Source organism: Tunturibacter psychrotolerans (assembly GCF_040359615.1).
Taxonomy (GTDB): Bacteria; Acidobacteriota; Terriglobia; order Terriglobales; family Acidobacteriaceae; genus Edaphobacter; species Edaphobacter psychrotolerans.
Genome location: NZ_CP132942.1, coordinates 4,327,513 through 4,347,309, shown reverse-complemented (window position 1 = coordinate 4,347,309; position 19,797 = coordinate 4,327,513). Strand labels below are relative to the sequence as shown.

Genomic DNA, 19,797 nt, shown 5'->3' with positions numbered 1-19,797 from the left:
CTGCGAAAGACTAATCCAAGCTGTTAGGAGATGAAATGGCCGATCCGAAGAAATGCGAAAACCCAGCCTGTAGTTGTCTTCCTGCCAAGGGTGACAATTTCTGCAGTCCTCATTGTGAGGGCGCAAAAGGAACGACAGAAATTATCTGCGAATGTGGCCACCCCTCGTGTCGCGGCGACGTCACCAAAGTTTAGTTGCCAATTCGTCGACGGTTTGGGCGATCCCGCCACGGAGGCATCTCTTAAGCGAAATTAGCCGTCTACCATCGAACCCATAATGATGGCGTCCGATTGCGGAGTGGGAAGATGAGCGATTTATTCGATACGGAACCCAACCGCGAGGAGTGCGAGTGGGAAGAGCGAGAGCTGGAAAAGAATGGCTTGCACTACGAGCTGACGCGGCGCCGGTTTGTGCAGACAGCGGGAGTGCTTTCAGCAGGAGCGGCGGTTGGCTTGCCAGGAGTTGCTATCGCGGAAACTCCGATGACCCGACCGATCACCTTAAAAGTGAACGGCAAGTCTCAGCGTCTTTCGCTCGACAGTAGGACGTCCTTGCTGGATGCTCTCCGAGAGCACCTGGATTTGACCGGGACCAAGAAGGGTTGCGACCATGGCCAGTGCGGAGCCTGTACGGTTTTGATCGATGGGCGCCGTATCAACTCCTGCCTGACGCTGGCGTTTGCCGCGCAGGGGGCTGAAATCACGACGATCGAGGGATTGGCCACGAAACTGGACCCGAAGGACCTGAGCGAGCTACACCCAATGCAGGCGGCTTTCCTTGAGCAGGACGGTTATCAGTGCGGCTATTGCACCCCCGGTCAGATTTGCTCAGCGGTAGCTGCAGTAGAGGAGCACAAGCGCGGCGCGCTATCGATCGTCAGTCTTCATACTGGCAAGACGGATCCTCCGGAGATCACGGATGACGAGATCCGCGAGCGAATGAGCGGCAATATCTGTCGATGTGGCGCGTATCCCAACATCGTGGCGGCGGTTCGAGCTGTAACAAGAGGGGTGTCTGCATGAATTCCTTCAACTATGAGAGGGCGGCAACGCCCGACAATGCGATTCGCTCGGGGTCCTCGCAGGGAGCAAAGTTTCTGGCTGGAGGGACGAATCTTGTCGATCTGATGAAGTACGGTATCGAATCGCCAACGACGCTTGTGGATATCAATCATCTCGATCTGGCAAGGGTAACCACGAACGCTGACGGTGGTGTAACGATTGGCGCGTTGGTGAGGAACTCCGACTTGGCGGATCACACGCTGATCAAGAATCAGTACCCGTTGCTCTCGCAAGCACTACTGAGCGGCGCTTCTCCGCAGTTGCGCAATATGGCAACAACAGGAGGCAACTTGTTGCAGCGGACTCGTTGCTACTACTTTACTGATGTCAGCTTCCCTGCGTGTAATAAGCGCATACCGGGCTCTGGATGTGCAGCGATCACGGGTTACAACCGCATTCACGCTATCCTAGGCCAGACCGATAAGGGCGCGACGAGTGGAGAGAGCTGTATCGCGACCCATCCCTCTGACATGTGCGTAGCGATGGCGGCGCTGGATGCGAAGGTTGAGGTAGAGGGGCCAAAGGGAAGATACACCATCCCATTCGCTGAATTTCATAAACTACCGGATTCGAATCCCTCGGTTGAGACGGCATTGCGTGCGGATGAATTGATTATGGCCGTTACACTGCCGCCGCCCAAGTTTGCGAAGAACGCTTACTACCTGAAGGCTCGCGATCGAAACAGCTACGCCTTTGCTCTGATCTCGGTCGCCGCCGGATTGGAGATGGACGGCGATCGTATCCGGTCCGCAGGTCTGGCCCTGGGAGGAGTTGCGTTAAAGCCATGGCGAAGAGTGGAGGCCGAAAGAGCGTTGGTGAATAGTCCGGTGGGGATCGAGAGCTTCAATCGAGCCGCGGAGGTTCTGCTGCAGGGAGCGAAGGGCTACGAACATAATGCCTTCAAGATTGAACTGGCGAAGGAGGGTGTGGTACGAGCATTGACGCTTGCTTCCCAGGGCACAACCGAGGGGGTACGGGCGTGATGCAAGATACTGGGTCACCACCGAAGCCGGTTAAGCAGCTCGATCACCGATATGAAGGAATCGCGAAGGTGACGGGGAAGGCACGGTATGCGGCTGAATTTGCAGAGCCGTTTTCAAAGTCTGATCTCATTTATGCGTATATCGTTCAGTCAACAATCCCCAGCGGTACGATTGTATCGATCGATCGGGTTGCTGCGGATCGGGCCCCCGGAGTGATCGCCATTCTGACACCATTCAATGCACCGAAGCTGAACCCGGGACCTCCGCAGCCGCCCGCTCGAAGGAATTTGAGCCTGCTGCAAGACGCCGATGTGTTTTACAGCGGACAGCCGGTGGCCGTAGTCGTAGCTCGATCGCTCAACGAGGCTAAAGCGGCAGCGGCAAAGATGAAGTTTATCTATTCGGCGAAGCCTGCGCGGGTGAACTTCCTGCAGAGCCTGGGCGATGCGAGGTGGCCGAAGAACCCCGGCAAGGAGCCTGCCGGAAATCATCGCGGGGATTTGCAGGCGGCGTTCTCCAAATCGTCAGTCATCGTAGAGAACACCTACATAACCCCTATTCAGCACCATAATCCGATGGAACCACACGCGACGATTGCGTGGTGGGAGGGCGACAAGCTCAATATCTACGACGCTACGCAGTACATTTCGGGCGACCGAATGTCGCTGGCAAAGACACTGAACATCCCAGTCGATTACGTTCATGTCATGAATCCGATCGTAGGTGGTGGCTTTGGATCGAAAGGGTCGATGTGGTCCCACGTTCCGCTCTGCGCCATTGCTGCGAAGGTCACTGGGAAGCCAGTCAAGCTGGCGCTAGAGCGCGAGCAGATGTTTGGACCGGTGGGTGGGCGGCCATCCACGGTCAACAAGATCAAGCTCGGTGCAAGCGCGGATGGAAAATTGTTGGCCATGCAGCACGACGTCGTGATGAATGCGTCGGTGATGGAAGACTTTGTGGAACACTCCGAGGGCCCGACGAAGAATCTCTATTGGAGCGAAGCAAACTCGGTGACGGCTAAGGTGGTCGAGGTGAATCTCGGCGTCTCGACTTTCATGAGGGCACCCGGCGAGGCACCCGGAACCGCAGTACTCGAGATCGCCATGGACGAGCTGGCAGAGAAGTTGAAGATGGATCCGGTACAGTTGCGACTGGTGAACTATGCCGACAAAGACCCGAGCCATGATCGACCCTGGTCAGACAAACACCTGCGCGACTGCTACACGCAGGCGTCGGAACGATTTGGATGGTCGAAGCGGAGTGCAACACCTGGGACGAAGACCGAAGGCAATGCGCTAATTGGTTACGGCATGGCGACGGCGACCTATCCGGCGAATCGCAGTGCGGCGCAGGCGGTTGTGCGGCTACTCCCAGGCGGAAGAATGTTTGTAGGTTCGGGAACTCAGGACCTCGGCACCGGCACTTACACGATTATGGCGCAGCAGGCTGCCGCGGGCCTTGGAATTGATCCCAAGATGGTTGAGGTAAACCTAGGTGACTCCACCCTTCCCAAGGCCCCGGTATCAGGTGGCTCGCAATCTTCCGCGTCGGTGCTCCCGGCGATTCAGGATGCGACGACCCAATTGAAGTTGAAGCTGGCCGATCTGGCAATCTCCGACGCGGGTTCTCCTTTGCATGGTCTGAAGACGCTGGACATCGAGGTGGAGGGTGGCAAGCTCGTCAATAAGAGCAACCCTTCCCAGACAGACAGCCTAGTTGATCTGATTGCCCGAAACGGTGGAAAACCAGTTGAAGCGATGGGTTCGGCCGAACCATCGGAATCAAGGGACGCTATGACCTTCGCCTCATGGGGAGCGGTCTTTGCCGAGGTCGCGGTGGACAAGAGCACCCATATGGTCAAAGTACGCCGAGTTGTCGCAACGTATGACATAGGCACGCTGCTCAACAACAAAACGGGCGTAAACCAACTAATGGGAGGCATCACCTGGGGAGTTTCCTTCGCCTTGTGTGAACAAGCCCACATCGACCCTGTGTACGGACGTGTGGTCAACGAATCGCTAGCCGAGTACCACGTGCCCGTTAATGCTGATATCGGAACAATAGATGTGACTGTGTTGAACATACCGGACCTAAAATTCAATCCCGTGGGATCACGGGGTATCGGTGAGATTGGGATTACTGGGGCCGCGGCCGCTGTTGCCAATGCAATCTACAACGCAACCGGCAAGCGAATCAGGGAGTATCCGATTACGCCAGATAAAATTATGACGGCTCGAAATACAATCTGATTCGCGGAATGTAGTATGGACTGGTCTGAGGCACAGCCGTGTCGAACACGCACCTTTGTCCCAACGCAGCAGTTTTGACAGCGTGAACAGCTGGCCTTGAGCCCGTCGCCTCTTCCGAAGACCAGAATAGATGAGAATCACACGAGGATAATGTTAGGCCGCCGCCACCGTAGTAGCGACGTCGGGACCCATAGTAGCCTCCGCCATCGGGGGAGCGGTTTTGGGAGTGGGCGCCACTTCCGGGCCGCATGCCGTTCGCTGGATCTGGGGAGAGAAGCCAAAAGAGCCAACAATTTGGGGAGGAAACGAAGCTTTTGTGCGCATACGTCGATATGCCTCTACAATTCGTAACTGCGTACGAACACAATGACTGAGGGATCTGAAAATGGCTGAAAAAACGATAGTGGAAAAGGCTGCGGAGGCGGTTGGATACGGAATTGCGATGGCAGAAGATGTGGCAGGCTCCGTCAAAACCGCTGTGGGCGCAGCCGTGACCACTGTTACAGAGGTCCTGACGAAGACACCATCGAAGAAAGCCACAATCAAAAAGACTGCTCAAAAAGCACCTGCGAAGAAGGCTGTGGCCAAGAAAGCTGTCCAGAAAACGCCTGCTAAGAAGGCCGCCAAGAAAGTAGTAGTCAAAAAAGCTGTGGGCAAGAAAGCTCCCGCTAAGAAGTCATCCGCCAGGAAGGCTGCGAAGAAAGCCATAGCGAAGAAGCCCGCAAAGAAGGTTCCGGCAAAGAAAGCCGTGAAGAAAACTGCGACAAAAACCATAAAGAAGACTGGCCGGCTACGGCGATAACTGTGAGGGAAAATGGCGAACGATAAGGCAAAGAAGAAGGCAGCGAAGAAGGTCGAAAAAGCGGTTCGAAAAGCCGTGAAGAAGGGCCTAACCGAGAACGCGGTAGAGAAAGCCGTATCGCTGGGCATGGCTAACGGCGTCCAGAAGAAGCCTGTCGGCAAAGCTGCGGCTAAGGCCGACGAACTTGAAGCCAAAACTGCCTGAGTACGTTTCATTCCAAGCCTGCTCGTTGGCGAATTCGTTCTCTCGGCGCTTCGGTTTCCCGAGTCGAAGACCTAAGTTCTAAGCGGATTGATTGTCGCAATAAAAGGGGAAGGTGCAGGAGGGGGAAAGTCTCCTGCCGCCTGCGAAGGGCTCGGGCGAGATGCAACAAAATGGGGCTGCCGGTAGGCAGCCCCATTCCACGCGCGAGGAACCTAGGCAGCTTTCTTAGCTTTGGCAGCTGGCTTCGGTTCGGGTCTTACTGACTTTTTCGCCTTCTCTTTGGCGGCGAACTCCTGCTTCACCCTTAGACCGATAAGATCGGTATCGACCTTGTAAGTCATTGCCGCGTCGCGCAGAGCGCTCGATCCATTGCTCCGCCCCGATGCAAGTAGGACACTAACCTCGACAAGCAAGCGAGAGAGCGTTCCTTCGTCAGCACGACGCAGGAAAGCAGCAAACAGTTTGTCGAGCATGTCTGTTTCCCGGTCTTTGCGGATGCCATGCTGTCGCGCCAGTGTTTGCAGCTGCCACTCGTTCAAGAGCGGAAACGTCTGCATGAGGACAAATAGCAAATCGCGCTTCATCAGGCGTACTGGAACTGCATCCCCGATGGCTTTCAAGACGCGAATGCCCGTGGTGTTGGCGATGGCTTGCTCCTTGCGTTGCTTTTCCTGCTCAGCTTTCCATTTCGCATCGTCACGGTTCTCCTTCTGCGACGGGTCAACAATAGCGGCGACATCAGTTGGCACAAGAACAGAGTCTTCATCAGCGAGGTATTCCGCTTCGAAGAGTTGGCATTCGAGCTGATCACACCAGGGTTTTATAGAGTCTTCTTTCGAGACATGGAGATAGGAGAACTCAATGTGGAAGAGCTTCGTTTTAGAGCTGCACGGCGAGTGGTCTGAGTTTGCCGCCGGATGCAATCATTCCGCCACCCATGACAACCTTATGTCGCCAACGAATGCAACGTAATGCCGCCACTTGATTGGTTTCTCGGCTGAGTGTTCACAATCTCATCCACGCTGACGCGTGTGTGTGGCAGATTCTAACTCGCCTCAAATCCACCGGTTTTCATACACTGCTACAACTGGCCATTCGAACTAGTCCGAACCAGACAGATCCGGACGGTTCGCAATCGATCAGGAACTCACAAGGCTCTCGGCACAGGACTCAATGAGTGCATTGCCCCATTGGTAACAGCTGAAGGATTCAACTGAGCGGATCACCGGCCTTTAGCGTTTAAGGCGACTTGAGCACAGGCTCCAAGTAGCGCACCAGCATTTGATTCAAGGCGTCGATCATTCGCGACCGGTCAGAGGTCCTGCGACCCGCCAGGGCGGGCAGGAAACCTATCAAGGCGGTGTGGACAATTTCTGCGCTCCACAAAGCGTCCTGCCTATCGAGTTTTGGATTTCTTGTACTTAGCATCTTGGAAACGATGTCGATAAAGGTTTGAACAAGGAGGCGCTTTTGTGCGGCGGTGTCCTTCGAAAGAGGAGCCTCTGCATATAAAGTACGAAATGCAGGATGCCTCCGATGAAACTCAATCACGACTCCGGTGACCTGCCGGATGGCCTCTTCCAAAGACGCTGACGCAAGTTTCTGTGTGTCCGCAGCTCGCTCCTCTTTCGCCAGATCCATCGCGTAGCGGGCCACGAGCGCATTGGCGATAGCTTCCTTGTCTGGAAAGAACTGATACAGCGTTGCCGGGGAAACCTTCGCTCCGGCAGCAATGGCGTTCGTGGTTGCCGCGTGGTAGCCAAGCACTCCGAAAATGCGGCCGGCCATGTCGAGCAGACTTGCCACACGGCGTTCTCCCCGAACGTTTCGCTTCCGATCTGGGACAAAAACTGACATGTATTGATGTTCTCACATTTTCCAACTAAATACTTGCATCCTTTCTCGATTGCAAGTATCTACTTATATGTCGCAGGGGTCGATGCTCCAGAGGAGACAGGCGAGGAGGCAGGCAATGAGCAAGTTGAATGCAAAACAGCAAGGAACCGCGGTCGTGACGGGCATTTCGTCGGGAACCGTACGAATCGAACAGAGACATAAATCATAGGAGAAATACATGAAGAGCTGGCAGTTGAAAAAAAGCGGAAGAGAAAACCTTCACCTTGTCGAGGGTGCTACACCCCAACCGGGGCCCGGCGAAATTCTAGTTCGTACCAAGGCAGTATCGCTGAACTATCGCGACAAACTCGTTATTGAAGACAGATATCCGCTACCCATCTCGTACCCTCTGGTGCCTGGATCGGACTTGGCGGGCGAAGTGGTCGCAGTCGGTTCTGGGGTTTCTCGCTTTAAGGCGGGAGACCAGGTGATTTCGCACTTCAGGCCGAAGTGGCTCCGTGGAGTGCCTTCGCACGAGGATCTGCGCGAAAACCTTGGTGGTCCACTTCCAGGCGTACTCACCGAATATGTCTTGCTCTCTGAACAAGGTGCGCTCGCCTATCCCGATTATCTGACGCCGGCAGAAGCGTCAACGCTACCGGTGGCTTTGGTTACCGCATGGGTTGCGTTGTTCACGCTCGGCAACCTGAAGCCGGGAGAAACCGTCCTGCTTCAGGGAAGCGGCGGCGTCTCGCTGTTCGCTCTGCAACTGGCGGCGGCGCATGGCGCTCGTGTGCTGGTGACTTCCACAAGCCCAGGCAAGGTTGCGCGCCTGAAACAATTGGGCGCCGCAGAGGTTATTGATGCGAGTGTGAACCCGGCATGGGATGAGGTCGTACTTCGCCTCACCGACGGACGGGGCGCCGACCATATCCTTGATGTCATCGGAGGAGACGCTGTACCCCGGTCCATCGAGGCGGCAGCGTGGAGAGGACATATTGCCCTAATCGGGATCATGGATCGTCCTTCTACGACGATTTCGATTCCGAATGTGATGGTCAAGAATCTGCGACTTCAGGGTGTGAGCCATGGCTCGCGAGCCGACATGGAAGAATCGCTGGCATTCGCGGAAAAGCATCGAATTCAACCGATCATCGATGCCAGATACACTTTCGACGCATTGCCCGATGCCCTCGATCACCTCGATCGCGGTCCATTTGGCAAGGTTGTCGTGGAAATCAATTGAGCGGATCACCCGGCCATTCGCATTGCGAATGGCCGATTTTCCAGATCGCGTAGACAGAATTTGCTCAAATTAAGCGCTCATCTCGGCCAGCGTGAAGAACCGGTCCCTAGCGTTAGGCGGCTAGAGCACAGGCTCCAAGTGGCGCACCAACATTTGATTCAAGGCGTCGATTGTCCGCGATCGGGCAGATGTCTTGCTTCCTGCCAAGGCTGGCAGGAAGCCTATCAAGGCGGTCAGGACAATTTTGGCGCTCCAGCAAGCGTCCTGCTTGTCGAGTTTGGAGTTTCTCGCACGCAGCACCTCGGAGAGGTGGTCGATGAAAGCTTGAGAGAGGAGGCGCTTTTGTTTTGCAGCGTCCTTCGAAAGGGGAGCCTCTGCGTGCAGAGTCGCAAATGCAGGATTCAGGTTTTATTCTGTAGCAGGGTTTGCAAACGAACCTTCGCACGCAGGAGTCTCGATTTGGCGGCGGCCGACGAAATTCCGAGAGAATTACCTATCTCCTGTATGGAGTATTCCTGCGCCTGTTGAAGCTCTAGAGCACCTCGGAGAACCGGAGGCAGCCGACGAATTGCTTTCCTGAGCAGTTCCGATCTTTCGTGTCGCACATAGCCGCGCTCAGGAGTTTCCCGGCAGTCCGGCAGTTCCCGCCTGTCATCAGATATGAAGTCATCGCCACTAGCGTCGATCGAAAGCTCCTTGTTTGCGCGCTTTTTCCTCAAAATCATGAGCGACGTGTTAATCACGATTTTGGTGACCCACGTCGAAAAACTGGATCTACCTTCGAACCTATTGAGATGGACAAAAACTTTGAGAAAGGTATCTTGGAGAGCATCCTCCGCATCTTCCCAGTTTCTGGTAATTCGATATGCGGTCGACAAAATTCTAGGGGAGTGACGGTCTCTGAGTTCAACGAAGGCATTGACGTCACCGTCTTTTGCCGCCAAGACCAGCCATTCGTCGCTCATCTGTTTTAGAGTGTGGCTCAGGAAAGCGCCGCTATTTGTGGAGATTGGTAGGTTCATTGAGTCGTCCATCCTCCGAGGTAACAGCAATGAAAGCGTTTCTTGGGCGTAGCTTGATCCACACATTCAATGTCAGTGCCACTAAACTTGACTCACAAATGCTGACGCGGACACAATCTCGCCGTCCCCAAGCAATTCGACTATGACCTTCCCAGAAGAGGCCGCCCCCTAATGGGTGCGTCCTTTAGGACCCTCGTTCCCGGAACATCCACTCCTTGATATAAGGCGAACCGTGCAGCACCGCGAGGCCGTGCGCCACGCAGGCGTTCAGAAAACGAACGGCTTCGATATCCACGAGATGCACCTCTTCCAAATCCAAAGCTACTCGTGGTCCGGCACGCTCGATCTCATCCTTCAACTGATCGAGTTGCTCAGCCCGAAGCTCACCGCTCAGCCGGATTTGCGTTCTGCGTCTACCAGAAAGCCGTTCAATTCTTAGCGTCATGGATCTCTGTAAGCCAAGCCCACAGATGCCAATGCAACCAATGGGCCGTTCACGATTCGCTGAAAGAATGCGACTTCGAGTTGCCGCTGGTCCTGAATTTTGAGGAATTGCCGTCTGTTGAGGAAAATGCGGGTGGATTAGCAGGGCCGCGGCTTTCTGCGAGCGCGCCTTCAATCATTTCCTTTTCCTGGCTAAGAAGGGCGTCCCCCAGTGCGACTGTGGGACCGGCAACGCGGCTTGTGGGTTCGCGTTTGAACCATGTCTCATCCACAGAAAAAGTATCACTGTCGCTCAGGATAATGGCTCGCTCAATTACATTTTGTAGCTCCCGAACGTTGCCCGGCCAGCCGTAAGCTTGAAGCAATGTAAGGGTTTGTTTATCGATTGTTCTGAACTTCTTTCCCATTTTTTTCCCAAAGCGATCAATGAAGTACTCGACAAGCAAGGGAATGTCAGCCACACGTTCACGCAACGAAGGCATCTCAATAGGCACGACATTCAGCCTGTACAGAAGATCTTGGCGAAACTTGCCTTTGGCCACGAGCGCGTCTAAATCGCGGTGGGTGGCGCTCAGCACTCTCACGTCAACCGGAGTTGGCTTGTTGTTGCCGACGCGTTCGATTTCACGCTCTTGCAGCACCCGCAATAGTGCGATTTGGACTTCTTGTGGTAGGTCGCCGACTTCATCCAGGAAAATCGTCCCACCATTCGCCGACTCAAAACGCCCCACGTGCCTTTGTGTCGCACCTGTGAAGGCGCCCTCCTCGAAACCGAAGAGCTCTGAAGCAACCAATGATGGTGGGATTGCCGCGCAATTCACACCAATAAATGCTCGTTTCGCCCGGTTGGATCGCTTGTGGATAGCGCGCGCAATCAACTCCTTTCCCGTGCCGGTTTCGCCTAAGATTAGAACCGTGGAATCGCAAGCTGCCAGCTTGGTCACCTGGCCGAGCACCTTACCCAGGGTTTCAGACGAACCGACGATGTCCTCAAACATCGAGTCACGATCGATCTGCTCCCGCAACGCCAGGTTTTCGTTGCGTGTCCTCTCCTCGGCTTTTTTACGATCATCAATATCGGTTCCCACGGAATACCACCGTGTGATGCGCCCTTGTTCATTCCGCATTGGATTAATACGAAAATGAAACCAGCGATACTGTCCGTCCTTTCTTCTTAGCCGAACTTCGAGTTCGAACGGGGATCCAGCCAAGAATTTGTTTGGGACTTCGCTCAAAAAGCGTTCCGCGTCCTGTCGGTGAACCCGCATATTCTGCTCCGACGGGACCGACCACCACCGATGACTAGTACTCTTCCACTCCTCAAGGGTAATCCCGTGATATGCGAGCGCGGCCTGGTTGTTATAGAGAGGAATTCCATCAGGCCCAATTTCGGAGAAGTGTATCGGAGCGAGGTCGAGGAGTTGTCGCGCTTCCCGTTCGCTTTGTCGGAGTTTCTCTTCCGCCTCCTTGTGCTCGGTGATATCGACAGTAGTCCCGATAAGCTCCACGACGTCGCCCAACTCGTTCAAGATTGGATGGCCTACAGCATGGAGATGCTTGATCGCTCCATCGGAAAGAACAATGCGGTAGTCCGCCTCATAATCTTTTTTCTCGGTTTCGCATCTTTCAACGAACTCTTGAATGCGCTCCTTGTCCTCGGGATGACTCTTGCTTAGCCAAAAATCAGGAGCCGAGATGTCCTCATCCGGCTTGACATCGAATATTCGAAAGATTTCCGGAGAGACTGTGACTCTCCGCGATCTAACTTGGTATCTCCAACTACCTGTGTGGCTTATCCTCTGTGCCTCAAGCAGATCATGTTCGCTCCGCCGCAGGGTTTCTTCTGCGCGTTTCCGGTCCTCGATGTCAGTGTTTATCCCGAACCACTTGACGACGTTTCCGAATTCATCGCGTAACGGGTTAGCACGAAGCAAGAACCATCGATATTCGCCGTCGAAGCGGCGCAGGCGCGCTTCGCTCTCGCCTTGCTTACCAGAAGCCATAATGGATTGCCACGACCCAGCCAGGCTGTTAAGGTCGTCCGGATGAACCGCAACAGTCCAACCCCAATTTGTCACCTGTTCCGCGGGGAGACCCACATAATGGAGGTAATGCTGGTTGAAGAATTCCGCCGAGCCGTCCAGGCGAGCGGACCAGGCTAGGGCTGGAATCGTATCGATTGCCATTTGAAGTCCGTTTTCGCTGCTCTTGATTTCGACGAGGGCGTTTTGAAGAGCAACGTGTGTTCGTTTGGACTCGATAGCGATTCCGGCAACGCGGCTCGCGCAATCGATCAACTGGATTGCGCTATGCCCCGGATGCCGAACTTCGCCATAATGCATGTTAAATCTCCCCAGGACTTTGCCGCTGTGCGACATGATGGGGCTCGACCAGGCGGCATGCACGCCATTCGGTAGAGCAAGGCCCTTTAAGTTGGCCCACTTTGGGTCAGAAGCGATGTCAGAAACGAAGACCGGCTGTCTAAGGTAATCGGTCGTGCCGCACGACGCGACAGTAGGACCGATGTCCAATCGATCGATCGCATCGCGGTATGCCTCGGGCAGGCTTGGGGCGGCGGCACATTTCAGGTGCACACCATCCTCCGAGAGAAGGAAAATCGAGCACAATATTCCGTTACTGTGTGCTTCGATCAGGCGGATGATACTCGTCAGAACTTCGTCCAGGGACGCATCGAGGAAGATCATCCTCAGTGCATCGAGCACCGCCTCACTGGACAGTGTTTCCACGGGAGTGGGCGATTTGGGCGTCTGGCCCGGTCGGGATGTCGACGTTCGGGCGTCCGCCATGATAAAGCCGCCTAGCCACGATCCCCAGAAGTATCGCACAATCACAAACCGCGACGCACCCGAAATGGGATAATAGTCCAACCACCCCATGTGATTGAAAGACAACGAACTTGCAGAGTTCGACGGCACACGGGGGAGTCGCTCGTCGATCTAACCCAACCCCGAAATTCGAATGTGACGCACTTGCAACCCTCCGCGTCTTCCCGTACCCGCCCGATCTCTATTGCTTCCTGCGACCACAGTTATCGCGTTTCTCTAACCAAACAGGAATTCCCCAAAATTTAGGATTGGCGTCAAATCTAAGTCCAATCTCCTCATGGAATTGAGAATGGCCATCGAGTTGCATTAGTACGAGGTGGTCCACGCAAACAGAGAGTACATGATGCCGAAGAATCGAGAGAAAGGACATGAACTTCAGTTCTTAGAGAAGCGTTCTCCGGGCCCAAAGTGTTGCGAGATTCTGCTACTCGGGACGGAGGCGCGCCCTGAGCACAGGCTCCAGGTAGCGCACCAGCATTTGATTCAAGGCGTCGATTGTTCGTGACCGAACCGATGTATTGCGGCCTTCCAAAGCAGGCAGGAAACCTATCAAGGCGGTCAGGACAATTTTGGCGCTCCAGCAAGCGTCCTGCTTGTCGAGTTTGGGGCTTTTCGCACGCAGCACCTCGGAGAGGTGGTCGATGAAAGTTTGAGAGAGGAGGCGTTTTTGTTCGGCAGCGTCCTTCGAAAGGGGAGCCTCTGCGTGCAGAGTCGCAAATGCAGGATGCTTCCGATGAAACTCGATCACGACCCCGGTGACTTCCCGGAGGGCCTCTTCCAAAGGCGCTGACGCAAGTTCCTGCACGTCCGCAGCTCGCTCCTCTTTCGCCAGATCCGTCGCGTAGTGGATCACGAGCGCGTCGGCGATGGCTTCCTTGTTTGGAAAGAACTGATAGAGCGTAGCCGGGGCAACCTTTGCTTCAGCAGCAATGGCGTTCGTGGTTGCCGCGTGGTACCCAAGTTCTCCGAAGATGCGGCCCGCCGCATCGAGCAGACTTGTCACACGGCGTTCTCCCCGAGCGTTTCGCTTTCGATCTGGGGCAAAAACTGACCTGTCTTGATACTCTCACATTTTCCAAGTAAATACTTGCATCTTTTCTTGCATACAAGTATCTACTTGTATAGCGCCAAGGTTGATGCTCCAGAGGAGGCAGGCAATGAGCAAGTTGAATGCAAAACAGCAAGGAACCACGGTCGTGACAGGCATTTCCTCGGGAATTGCCTCCGACACGGCAAGTCGCCTGGTCGAATCGGGTTTCTTCGCACGTCGAACTCTGTCCAGGCATTTTCTGCTTGTCTGCATGTGCGTGGCGACTTTGGCAATCCCTCTTGCGGGATGTAAGTCAGCAGCAGACAAGAAACCATCTTCACCGGCGGCAGTAGAATTTGCGGCGGTTGTGCCCAAGCCAATTCATCTGTCTGACGAATTCAACGGCCGTATCGCATCCATCAATTCCGTAGATGTGCGGGCCAGGGTAACAGGCTACGTGGATAACGTTGCCTATCGAGAGGGAGACAGCGTAAAGCGCGGTGACCTGCTCTTCGTCATTGATCCGCGGCCTTACCGCGATGCTCTCGATAGTGCAAAGGCAAGCCTGGAACGAGAGAAGGCAGCGGCGGCATTCGCCAATATTCAGGCGAAAAGGGCGCAAACACTGAATGCTTCCAACGCGATTTCGCAGGAAGAATATCAGAATCGTGACTCTGATCTCTCTCAGAGCATTGCTCGCGTGCATGAAGCAGAAGCTGCCGTTGCAACGGCAGAGCTCAATCTGTCCTTTACGGAAGTACGATCACCGGTTGATGGACGAACCAGCCGAGCCCAGCTCACGCGCGGAAATCTTGCACAAGCCGATCAAACGGTGCTGACCACCGTCGTGTCACAAGATCCTGTCTATGTGTACTTCGATTGCGATGAGCAGAGTTATTTGCGCTTTCAGGAGAGAGTTCATCGCGGAAGCGGAGTGAGTTCGGCGAACCCCGTGCGTGTCGCTCTGGCGAATGAGACCGGCTTTCCCCATGTCGGCAGGGTTGATTTTCTCGACAACCAGGTCACTCCATCGACTGGAACAATTCGCGCCCGCGTCGTGCTCCCCAATCCTGATCACCTTCTCGCTCCTGGCCTCTACGCGCGCGTTCAGCTTGAAAGCTCCGGCGCCGTACAGGCGCTTCTGGTGGATGACAGAGCGATTCTTACCGATCAGGACCAGAAGTATGTGTACGTGGTCGGCCCAGGTAATGTGGCGCAGCGCAAAGATGTCGTAACTGGAAGCATGGCGGACGGTCTGCGCCTGATTCGAACCGGTCTTTCTCCAGGAGACAAAGTGATCGTCAGCGGATTGCAGCAAATCTACTTCCCCGGCGCCCCTGTCGCTCCCACAGAAGTCGCAATGGGACCGGTAACTGCCAGCATTACCCCCACTCCCGCTCAAGAAGCGCAGAAATAAGGAAGAGGCAGATCATGGATTTCTCAAAATTCTTTATCGACCGGCCGATCTTCGCAATCGTCCTGTCCATCATCATCTTTTCTCTCGGATTGATTGCCATTCCTCTCCTTCCATCCGGGGAATATCCCGAAGTGGTCCCTCCGAGCGTGGTCGTCCGTGCCACCTATCCCGGCGCCAATCCGAAAGAGATCGCCGAGTCGGTGGCGGAGCCGCTTGAAGAGGCGATCAACGGTGTGGAAGGCATTATGTACATGAAGTCTGTCGCCGGCTCCGATGGCAGTCTTCAGGTCGTGGTCACCTTCCGGCCTGGGGTCGATCCCGATACTGCGGCCGTACGTGTGCAAAACAGGGTCAGTGAGGCACTGTCTCGGTTACCTGATGAGGTGCGCCAGTTTGGCGTAACCACGCAGAAACAATCGCCCACGCCGCTCATGTACGTGAGCTTGTATTCTCCCGACAATCGTTACGACTCACTGTACCTGCGCAACTACGCGGTCCTGCATATCAAGGACGAGTTGTCGCGCCTACCCGGTATTGGTGATGTTCAGTTGATAGGTTCTGGCGATTATGCCATGCGTCTCTGGCTCAACCCGAACCAACTTGCCTCGCGCGGTCTTACCGCCGCCGACGTGGTCAACGCTGTACGTGAGCAGAACGTGCAAGTGTCAGCAGGACAGCTCGGCGCCGAGCCCTCGCCGAAGACCACCGAGCTTCTAATTCCGATCAACGTGCAAGGACGCCTCCGCAGCGAAAAGGAGTTTGGCGACATCGTGCTCAAAGATGGTGCGGACGGCCAAATCGTACACCTCTCCGATGTTGCACGGGTGGAACTTGGCGCCAGCGACTACACCATGGATATGTACCACGACAACAAAAAGGGTGTGGCAATCGGGATATTTCTTACCCCCGGAGCCAATGCTTTAGGGGTTGCCACTTCGGTGTATGCACAGTTGCACAAGTTGTCTGCAGAGTTCCCTGCCGGCATGGTCTACAAGCCAAACTGGGACCCAACCGTATTCGTGCGCGAATCGATCCGTGCGGTTGAGCATACATTGATCGAGGCCGTAGTGTTGGTGGTGCTGGTAGTGATTCTGTTCTTGCAGACCTGGCGCGCCTCCATCATTCCGCTCGTTGCGGTGCCAGTCTCGGTGGTGGGCACATTCGCGTTTCTATATCTCTTGGGTTACTCGATTAACACACTGACCTTGTTCGGCCTGGTACTTGCGATCGGCATCGTCGTCGACGACGCCATTGTTGTGGTCGAGAATGTCGAGCGCAATATCCATGAGGGCTTAAGTCCGCGGGACGCTGCCCACCAGGCGATGAAAGAGGTATCAGGTCCCATCGTTGCGATCGCGCTCGTGCTCTGCGCGGTGTTCGTGCCTATGGCCTTCCTTTCCGGCGTCACCGGCCAGTTCTACAGACAGTTCGCGGTAACCATCGCGATCTCGACCGTGATATCTGCGATCAATTCGTTGACGTTGTCGCCAGCGCTCGCAGCAAAGTTACTCAAAGGGCACGATGCGCCCAAAGATGTGCTGGCGCGCGGCATCGAACGCACGTTCGGCTGGCTGTTTCATCCATTCAATCGCTTCTTTGAGCGTAGTTCGGAGAACTATCACGGTACGGTGGGGCGCACTCTACGTCACCGAGGAGTCGTGTTCGCGGTCTATGCGGTTCTGCTCGCCGCGACCGCACTGTTGTTCATCAAAGTGCCGGGAGGATTCATTCCAACCCAGGACAAACTCTATCTTTTCGCCGGGGCCAAGCTGCCTGAAGGCGCTTCGCATGCCCGTACCGGCGCGGTGTCACGCAGACTGATCGACGTGGCACACAGCGTGGATGGTGTCGATATGGTGGTCGACCTCTCAGGCTTTAACGGCTTGCAGCAAATCAATACACCCAATAATACAGTTGCCTACGTTATCCTCAAGCCGTTTGATGAGCGCCGTCGGAGTGCAGCGGAGATCAACACAGAACTTAACGCCAAGTTTGCGAACATCAAGGATGGCTACTCCTACGCGTTGATGCCGCCACCCATTCAAGGTCTCGGCAACGGTTCGGGTTATTCGCTTTATTTGGAAGATCGAGCAGGGCTCGGGTATGGTGCTCTGCAGAATGCATTGAGCGCCTTCCAGGGCGCCGTCGCACAAACACCGGGAATGACCTTTCCCGTCAGTTCCTACCAGGCCAACATCCCACAACTCGAAGTGAAGGTGGATCGGGTTAAGGCTAAGGCGCAGGGGGTTGCGTTATCCGATTTATTTGACACCCTGCAGACCTATCTTGGTTCGGTCTATATCAACGACTTCAATGTATTCGGACGCGTCTACCGGGTCATGGCACAGGCCGATAGTACCCATCGCCAGCGAGTCGAGGACATCGGCAATCTGCGTGTGCGCAATGCGCGCGGTGAAATGGTTCCTATAGGCTCGATCGTGACGGTAGTGCCGAGCTATGGACCTGATCCGGTTATGCGTTATAACGGTTACCCGGCTGCCGATCTTATCGGCGATTCCGATCCCAAAAAGCTCTCATCTGGACAGGTTGTTACAAAACTGACGGAGATCGCCGACAAGGTGCTGCCCCGTGGCATCGTACTCGAGTGGACAGACTTGAGCTATCAGCAGGTGACACAAAGCCACGCAGCCGCTGTCGTATTTCCACTTGCTGTGATGCTGGCCTTCCTTGTGCTTGCCGCTCTTTATGAGAGCTGGACGCTACCGCTGGCGGTAATTTTGATTGTGCCTGTGTGCATGTGCGCGGCACTCCTTGGCGTGTGGCTTACAGGTGGCGACAACAATGTGTTTGTGCAGGTGGGCTTGGTGGTTTTGATGGGCCTGGCTTGCAAGAACGCGATCCTCATCGTCGAGTTCGCTCGAGAGTTGGAGATGCAAGGCAAAAGCATCGTTGAAGCTGCGCTCGAAGCCTGTCGCATGCGCCTGCGTCCTATCGTGATGACCTCGATTGCCTTTATCGCCGGTTCGGTTCCATTGCTTCTGGGGCACGGCGCCGGCAGCGAAGTTCGCGCCGCGACTGGCATCACAGTCTTCTCTGGAATGCTCGGTGTGACGTTATTTGGTCTCTTCCTGACTCCGGTGTTCTATGTTGCTCTGCGTACATGGACGAAGAAAGAGTTTCGCGAAGAATGGGAAGAGGTTCACGAGGAAAAGGAGGAGAGCAATGCTTAATCGCAAATCAATTCTGGCGACGGTGCTCTCTCTTGGGCTTACCGCATGTTCCGTTGGTCCCCGTTACAAACAGCCAACGCTTGCGCTTCCGCAGCAGTTCACCGCCCCCGATACAGCTTCCGTTGACGTCAGTCCCCATGCGGACGCGAACGATCCGGAGTTCTGGCATAGTTTTCATGACCCAGAACTCAGCTCGCTTGTGCAGCGCGCGCTTACCGCGAATAACGATCTGCGCGCCGCGCTTGCCCATTACGACAGCGCTAATGCCCTATTGCATGAAGCAAAGTTCGATCGTTATCCCACGGTAACGATGAGCACGAGCGTGGGTAGGCAAAAACTCAGTGCAGCCCAGGCGCTCGGCTATCCTCGGAATAGTCGCTTTTTCGACCCAGAGATCAATGCAAGTTGGGAGCTCGATTTGTTTGGTCGCGTTCGTCACAACATAGAGGCACAACGCCAGCGGACTCTTGCGGATGCAAGTGATCTTGCTGCGATGCAGGTTACCGTGGTTGGCGACGTTGCAAGTACTTATATAGACCTCCGTGGACGGCAGGAACTTCTTCGGGTAGCGCGGGAGAATGTTGCGAACCAGCAGGAGACAGTAAGGCTAGTTGACGCGACTTACTCGGCTGGTAGAGGAACACAGTTCGATACGGCGAGAGCACGTGCTCTTCTCGAGACAACTACCTCTCGCATTCCGGAACTGCTCGCTGCGATCGCACTCGATGAACATCGCCTTGCCGTGCTATGCGGGCTTTCCCCAAATACTCTCGTCTCTGAGCTTGAAGTGGCAAGGCCACTACCCGCCCTACCTGAGCGTATCACTCCCGGAACACCAGCTGATCTTGTACGCCGCCGCCCCGACGTAAGCGCGTCGGAGGAACGCCTGCATGCCGCGACGGAACAAATCGGTATTGCCACTGCGGACCTTTTCCCACGTGTCAACTTCGCGGGCCTTATTGGACTGAACGAGATTCATGGGGATACGCCATTTGACGGAGTCAGTGCTGTGAACCTGGCGGAATTGAACATCGATTGGTCCTTTCTTGACCGAGGAAGAGTTCGCGCTCGAATCGCGGCAAGCCGAGCCGATGGCGATGCGCAACTTGCCCAGTATCAGCAATCGGTTCTCTTGGCTCTCGAGGACGTTGAGAACGCTCTTGTGAGCTATGCAAGGTCGCAGGACCGTGACGTTCAACTCCAGCTCGCTGCCGAGGATAGTAAACGTGCAGCCGATCTTGCCAGTGTTCGTTTCAAGAATGGGGCGACCGGCTTACTGGACCTGCTGGACGCGCAGAGAGTTGAACTGCAGGCCGCAGATGCTTATGCGGAAAGCCATTCCAACAGCGCCCTCTCTGCCGTTCTACTGTACAAATCGCTTGCTGGCGGATGGCCGCAAACTCTTCCTCCGGCTGCGAGAGGCGGAAGACCCTGAACCATACGCGATCTTTTTATCGCAACCTATG

At 55.1% G+C, this 19,797-nt stretch carries 17 protein-coding genes; 9 read left to right on the top strand and 8 right to left on the bottom strand.

The features are described from left to right. The first annotated feature begins 305 nt into the window (after window positions 1-305). From RBB77_RS18325 to RBB77_RS18315, 3 genes are read left to right on the top strand one after another with little or no spacing between them, the layout of a single operon-like run. The gene (locus tag RBB77_RS18325) at window positions 306-1,022 is read left to right on the top strand and encodes a 2Fe-2S iron-sulfur cluster-binding protein (RefSeq protein ID WP_353063167.1); all 717 of its coding nucleotides are present in this window, start codon (window positions 306-308) and stop codon (window positions 1,020-1,022) included. Continuing rightward, window positions 1,019-2,044, top strand: a complete 1,026-nt coding sequence (locus RBB77_RS18320; protein ID WP_353063166.1) for an FAD binding domain-containing protein — start codon at window positions 1,019-1,021, stop codon at window positions 2,042-2,044. Before RBB77_RS18325 ends, RBB77_RS18320 begins: the two co-directional genes overlap by 4 nt. Further along, on the top strand, window positions 2,044-4,293 hold the full coding sequence (locus RBB77_RS18315; RefSeq protein WP_353067663.1) for a xanthine dehydrogenase family protein molybdopterin-binding subunit: 2,250 nt from the start codon (window positions 2,044-2,046) through the stop codon (window positions 4,291-4,293). The genes RBB77_RS18320 and RBB77_RS18315 overlap by 1 nt, the downstream gene beginning before the upstream one ends. A 153-nt stretch (window positions 4,294-4,446) precedes the next feature. Here the strand turns inward: RBB77_RS18315 and RBB77_RS18310 are convergent, their stop codons facing one another. Then, entirely contained in the window at window positions 4,447-4,617 is a 171-nt protein-coding gene (locus RBB77_RS18310) for a hypothetical protein (RefSeq protein ID WP_353063165.1), read from the bottom strand. A gap of 61 nt (window positions 4,618-4,678) precedes the next feature. On the opposite strand from RBB77_RS18310, the gene RBB77_RS18305 reads away from it, so the two are divergent. Further along, on the top strand, window positions 4,679-5,095 hold the full coding sequence (locus RBB77_RS18305) for a hypothetical protein (protein WP_353063164.1): 417 nt from the start codon (window positions 4,679-4,681) through the stop codon (window positions 5,093-5,095). Window positions 5,096-5,107: 12 nt separating this feature from the next. Beyond that, on the top strand, window positions 5,108-5,299 hold the full coding sequence (locus RBB77_RS18300) for a hypothetical protein (RefSeq protein WP_183816740.1): 192 nt from the start codon (window positions 5,108-5,110) through the stop codon (window positions 5,297-5,299). A 212-nt stretch (window positions 5,300-5,511) separates the two neighbouring features. Here RBB77_RS18300 and RBB77_RS18295 read toward each other — a convergent pair whose 3' ends face one another. Then, window positions 5,512-6,222, bottom strand: coding sequence for a hypothetical protein (locus RBB77_RS18295; protein WP_353063163.1), 711 nt, complete (start codon window positions 6,220-6,222; stop codon window positions 5,512-5,514). A 316-nt stretch (window positions 6,223-6,538) separates the two neighbouring features. Beyond that, window positions 6,539-7,105, bottom strand: a complete 567-nt coding sequence (locus RBB77_RS18290; protein WP_353063162.1) for a TetR/AcrR family transcriptional regulator — start codon at window positions 7,103-7,105, stop codon at window positions 6,539-6,541. Between the two features lie 268 nt (window positions 7,106-7,373). Here RBB77_RS18290 and RBB77_RS18285 point away from each other — a divergent pair, with 268 nt between their 5' ends. Continuing rightward, complete coding sequence (locus RBB77_RS18285; RefSeq protein ID WP_353063161.1) at window positions 7,374-8,381, top strand: zinc-dependent alcohol dehydrogenase family protein; 1,008 nt, start codon at window positions 7,374-7,376, stop codon at window positions 8,379-8,381. Between the two features lie 120 nt (window positions 8,382-8,501). On the opposite strand, the gene RBB77_RS18280 is transcribed toward RBB77_RS18285, so the two are convergent. The 5 genes from RBB77_RS18280 to RBB77_RS18260 all read right to left on the bottom strand — a co-directional run bounded on the left by RBB77_RS18280 (window position 8,502) and on the right by RBB77_RS18260 (window position 13,696). Beyond that, window positions 8,502-8,765 carry a hypothetical protein gene (locus RBB77_RS18280; protein WP_434557122.1) on the bottom strand — a complete coding sequence of 88 codons (264 nt, stop codon included), beginning with the start codon at window positions 8,763-8,765 and terminating at the stop codon, window positions 8,502-8,504. A 17-nt stretch (window positions 8,766-8,782) separates the two neighbouring features. Then, on the bottom strand, window positions 8,783-9,403 hold the full coding sequence (locus RBB77_RS18275) for an RNA polymerase sigma factor (protein WP_353063160.1): 621 nt from the start codon (window positions 9,401-9,403) through the stop codon (window positions 8,783-8,785). A gap of 184 nt (window positions 9,404-9,587) precedes the next feature. Then, entirely contained in the window at window positions 9,588-9,848 is a 261-nt protein-coding gene (locus RBB77_RS18270) for an STAS domain-containing protein (RefSeq protein ID WP_353063159.1), read from the bottom strand. A gap of 49 nt (window positions 9,849-9,897) precedes the next feature. Then, complete coding sequence (locus RBB77_RS18265; protein ID WP_353063158.1) at window positions 9,898-12,654, bottom strand: sigma 54-interacting transcriptional regulator; 2,757 nt, start codon at window positions 12,652-12,654, stop codon at window positions 9,898-9,900. A gap of 463 nt (window positions 12,655-13,117) precedes the next feature. Further along, window positions 13,118-13,696: a TetR/AcrR family transcriptional regulator gene (locus tag RBB77_RS18260; RefSeq protein WP_353063157.1), complete on the bottom strand. Its 579-nt coding sequence runs from the start codon at window positions 13,694-13,696 to the stop codon at window positions 13,118-13,120. Between the two features lie 298 nt (window positions 13,697-13,994). Here RBB77_RS18260 and RBB77_RS18255 point away from each other — a divergent pair, with 298 nt between their 5' ends. From RBB77_RS18255 to RBB77_RS18245, 3 genes are read left to right on the top strand one after another with little or no spacing between them, the layout of a single operon-like run. Then, window positions 13,995-15,140 carry an efflux RND transporter periplasmic adaptor subunit gene (locus RBB77_RS18255; protein ID WP_434557121.1) on the top strand — a complete coding sequence of 382 codons (1,146 nt, stop codon included), beginning with the start codon at window positions 13,995-13,997 and terminating at the stop codon, window positions 15,138-15,140. 14 nt (window positions 15,141-15,154) lie between these two features. Continuing rightward, window positions 15,155-18,331, top strand: coding sequence for an efflux RND transporter permease subunit (locus RBB77_RS18250; protein ID WP_353063155.1), 3,177 nt, complete (start codon window positions 15,155-15,157; stop codon window positions 18,329-18,331). Then, the gene (locus RBB77_RS18245) at window positions 18,324-19,766 is read left to right on the top strand and encodes an efflux transporter outer membrane subunit (RefSeq protein WP_353063154.1); all 1,443 of its coding nucleotides are present in this window, start codon (window positions 18,324-18,326) and stop codon (window positions 19,764-19,766) included. Before RBB77_RS18250 ends, RBB77_RS18245 begins: the two co-directional genes overlap by 8 nt. Window positions 19,767-19,797: the final 31 nt, after the last annotated feature.

Bases quoted from the DNA above. Each gene is read 5' to 3' on its own strand.
- RBB77_RS18255 (WP_434557121.1), top strand. From the start codon at position 13,995: ATGTGCGTGGCGACTTTGGCAATCCCTCTTGCGGGATGTAAGTCAGCA.
- RBB77_RS18325 (WP_353063167.1), top strand. From the start codon at position 306: ATGAGCGATTTATTCGATACGGAACCCAACCGCGAGGAGTGCGAGTGG.
- RBB77_RS18285 (WP_353063161.1), top strand. From the start codon at position 7,374: ATGAAGAGCTGGCAGTTGAAAAAAAGCGGAAGAGAAAACCTTCACCTT.
- RBB77_RS18305 (WP_353063164.1), top strand. From the start codon at position 4,679: ATGGCTGAAAAAACGATAGTGGAAAAGGCTGCGGAGGCGGTTGGATAC.
- RBB77_RS18265 (WP_353063158.1), bottom strand. From the start codon at position 12,654: ATGGCGGACGCCCGAACGTCGACATCCCGACCGGGCCAGACGCCCAAA.
- RBB77_RS18300 (WP_183816740.1), top strand. From the start codon at position 5,108: ATGGCGAACGATAAGGCAAAGAAGAAGGCAGCGAAGAAGGTCGAAAAA.
- RBB77_RS18320 (WP_353063166.1), top strand. From the start codon at position 1,019: ATGAATTCCTTCAACTATGAGAGGGCGGCAACGCCCGACAATGCGATT.
- RBB77_RS18310 (WP_353063165.1), bottom strand. From the start codon at position 4,617: ATGCGCACAAAAGCTTCGTTTCCTCCCCAAATTGTTGGCTCTTTTGGC.
- RBB77_RS18245 (WP_353063154.1), top strand. From the start codon at position 18,324: ATGCTTAATCGCAAATCAATTCTGGCGACGGTGCTCTCTCTTGGGCTT.
- RBB77_RS18270 (WP_353063159.1), bottom strand. From the start codon at position 9,848: ATGACGCTAAGAATTGAACGGCTTTCTGGTAGACGCAGAACGCAAATC.
- RBB77_RS18250 (WP_353063155.1), top strand. From the start codon at position 15,155: ATGGATTTCTCAAAATTCTTTATCGACCGGCCGATCTTCGCAATCGTC.
- RBB77_RS18275 (WP_353063160.1), bottom strand. From the start codon at position 9,403: ATGAACCTACCAATCTCCACAAATAGCGGCGCTTTCCTGAGCCACACT.
- RBB77_RS18315 (WP_353067663.1), top strand. From the start codon at position 2,044: ATGCAAGATACTGGGTCACCACCGAAGCCGGTTAAGCAGCTCGATCAC.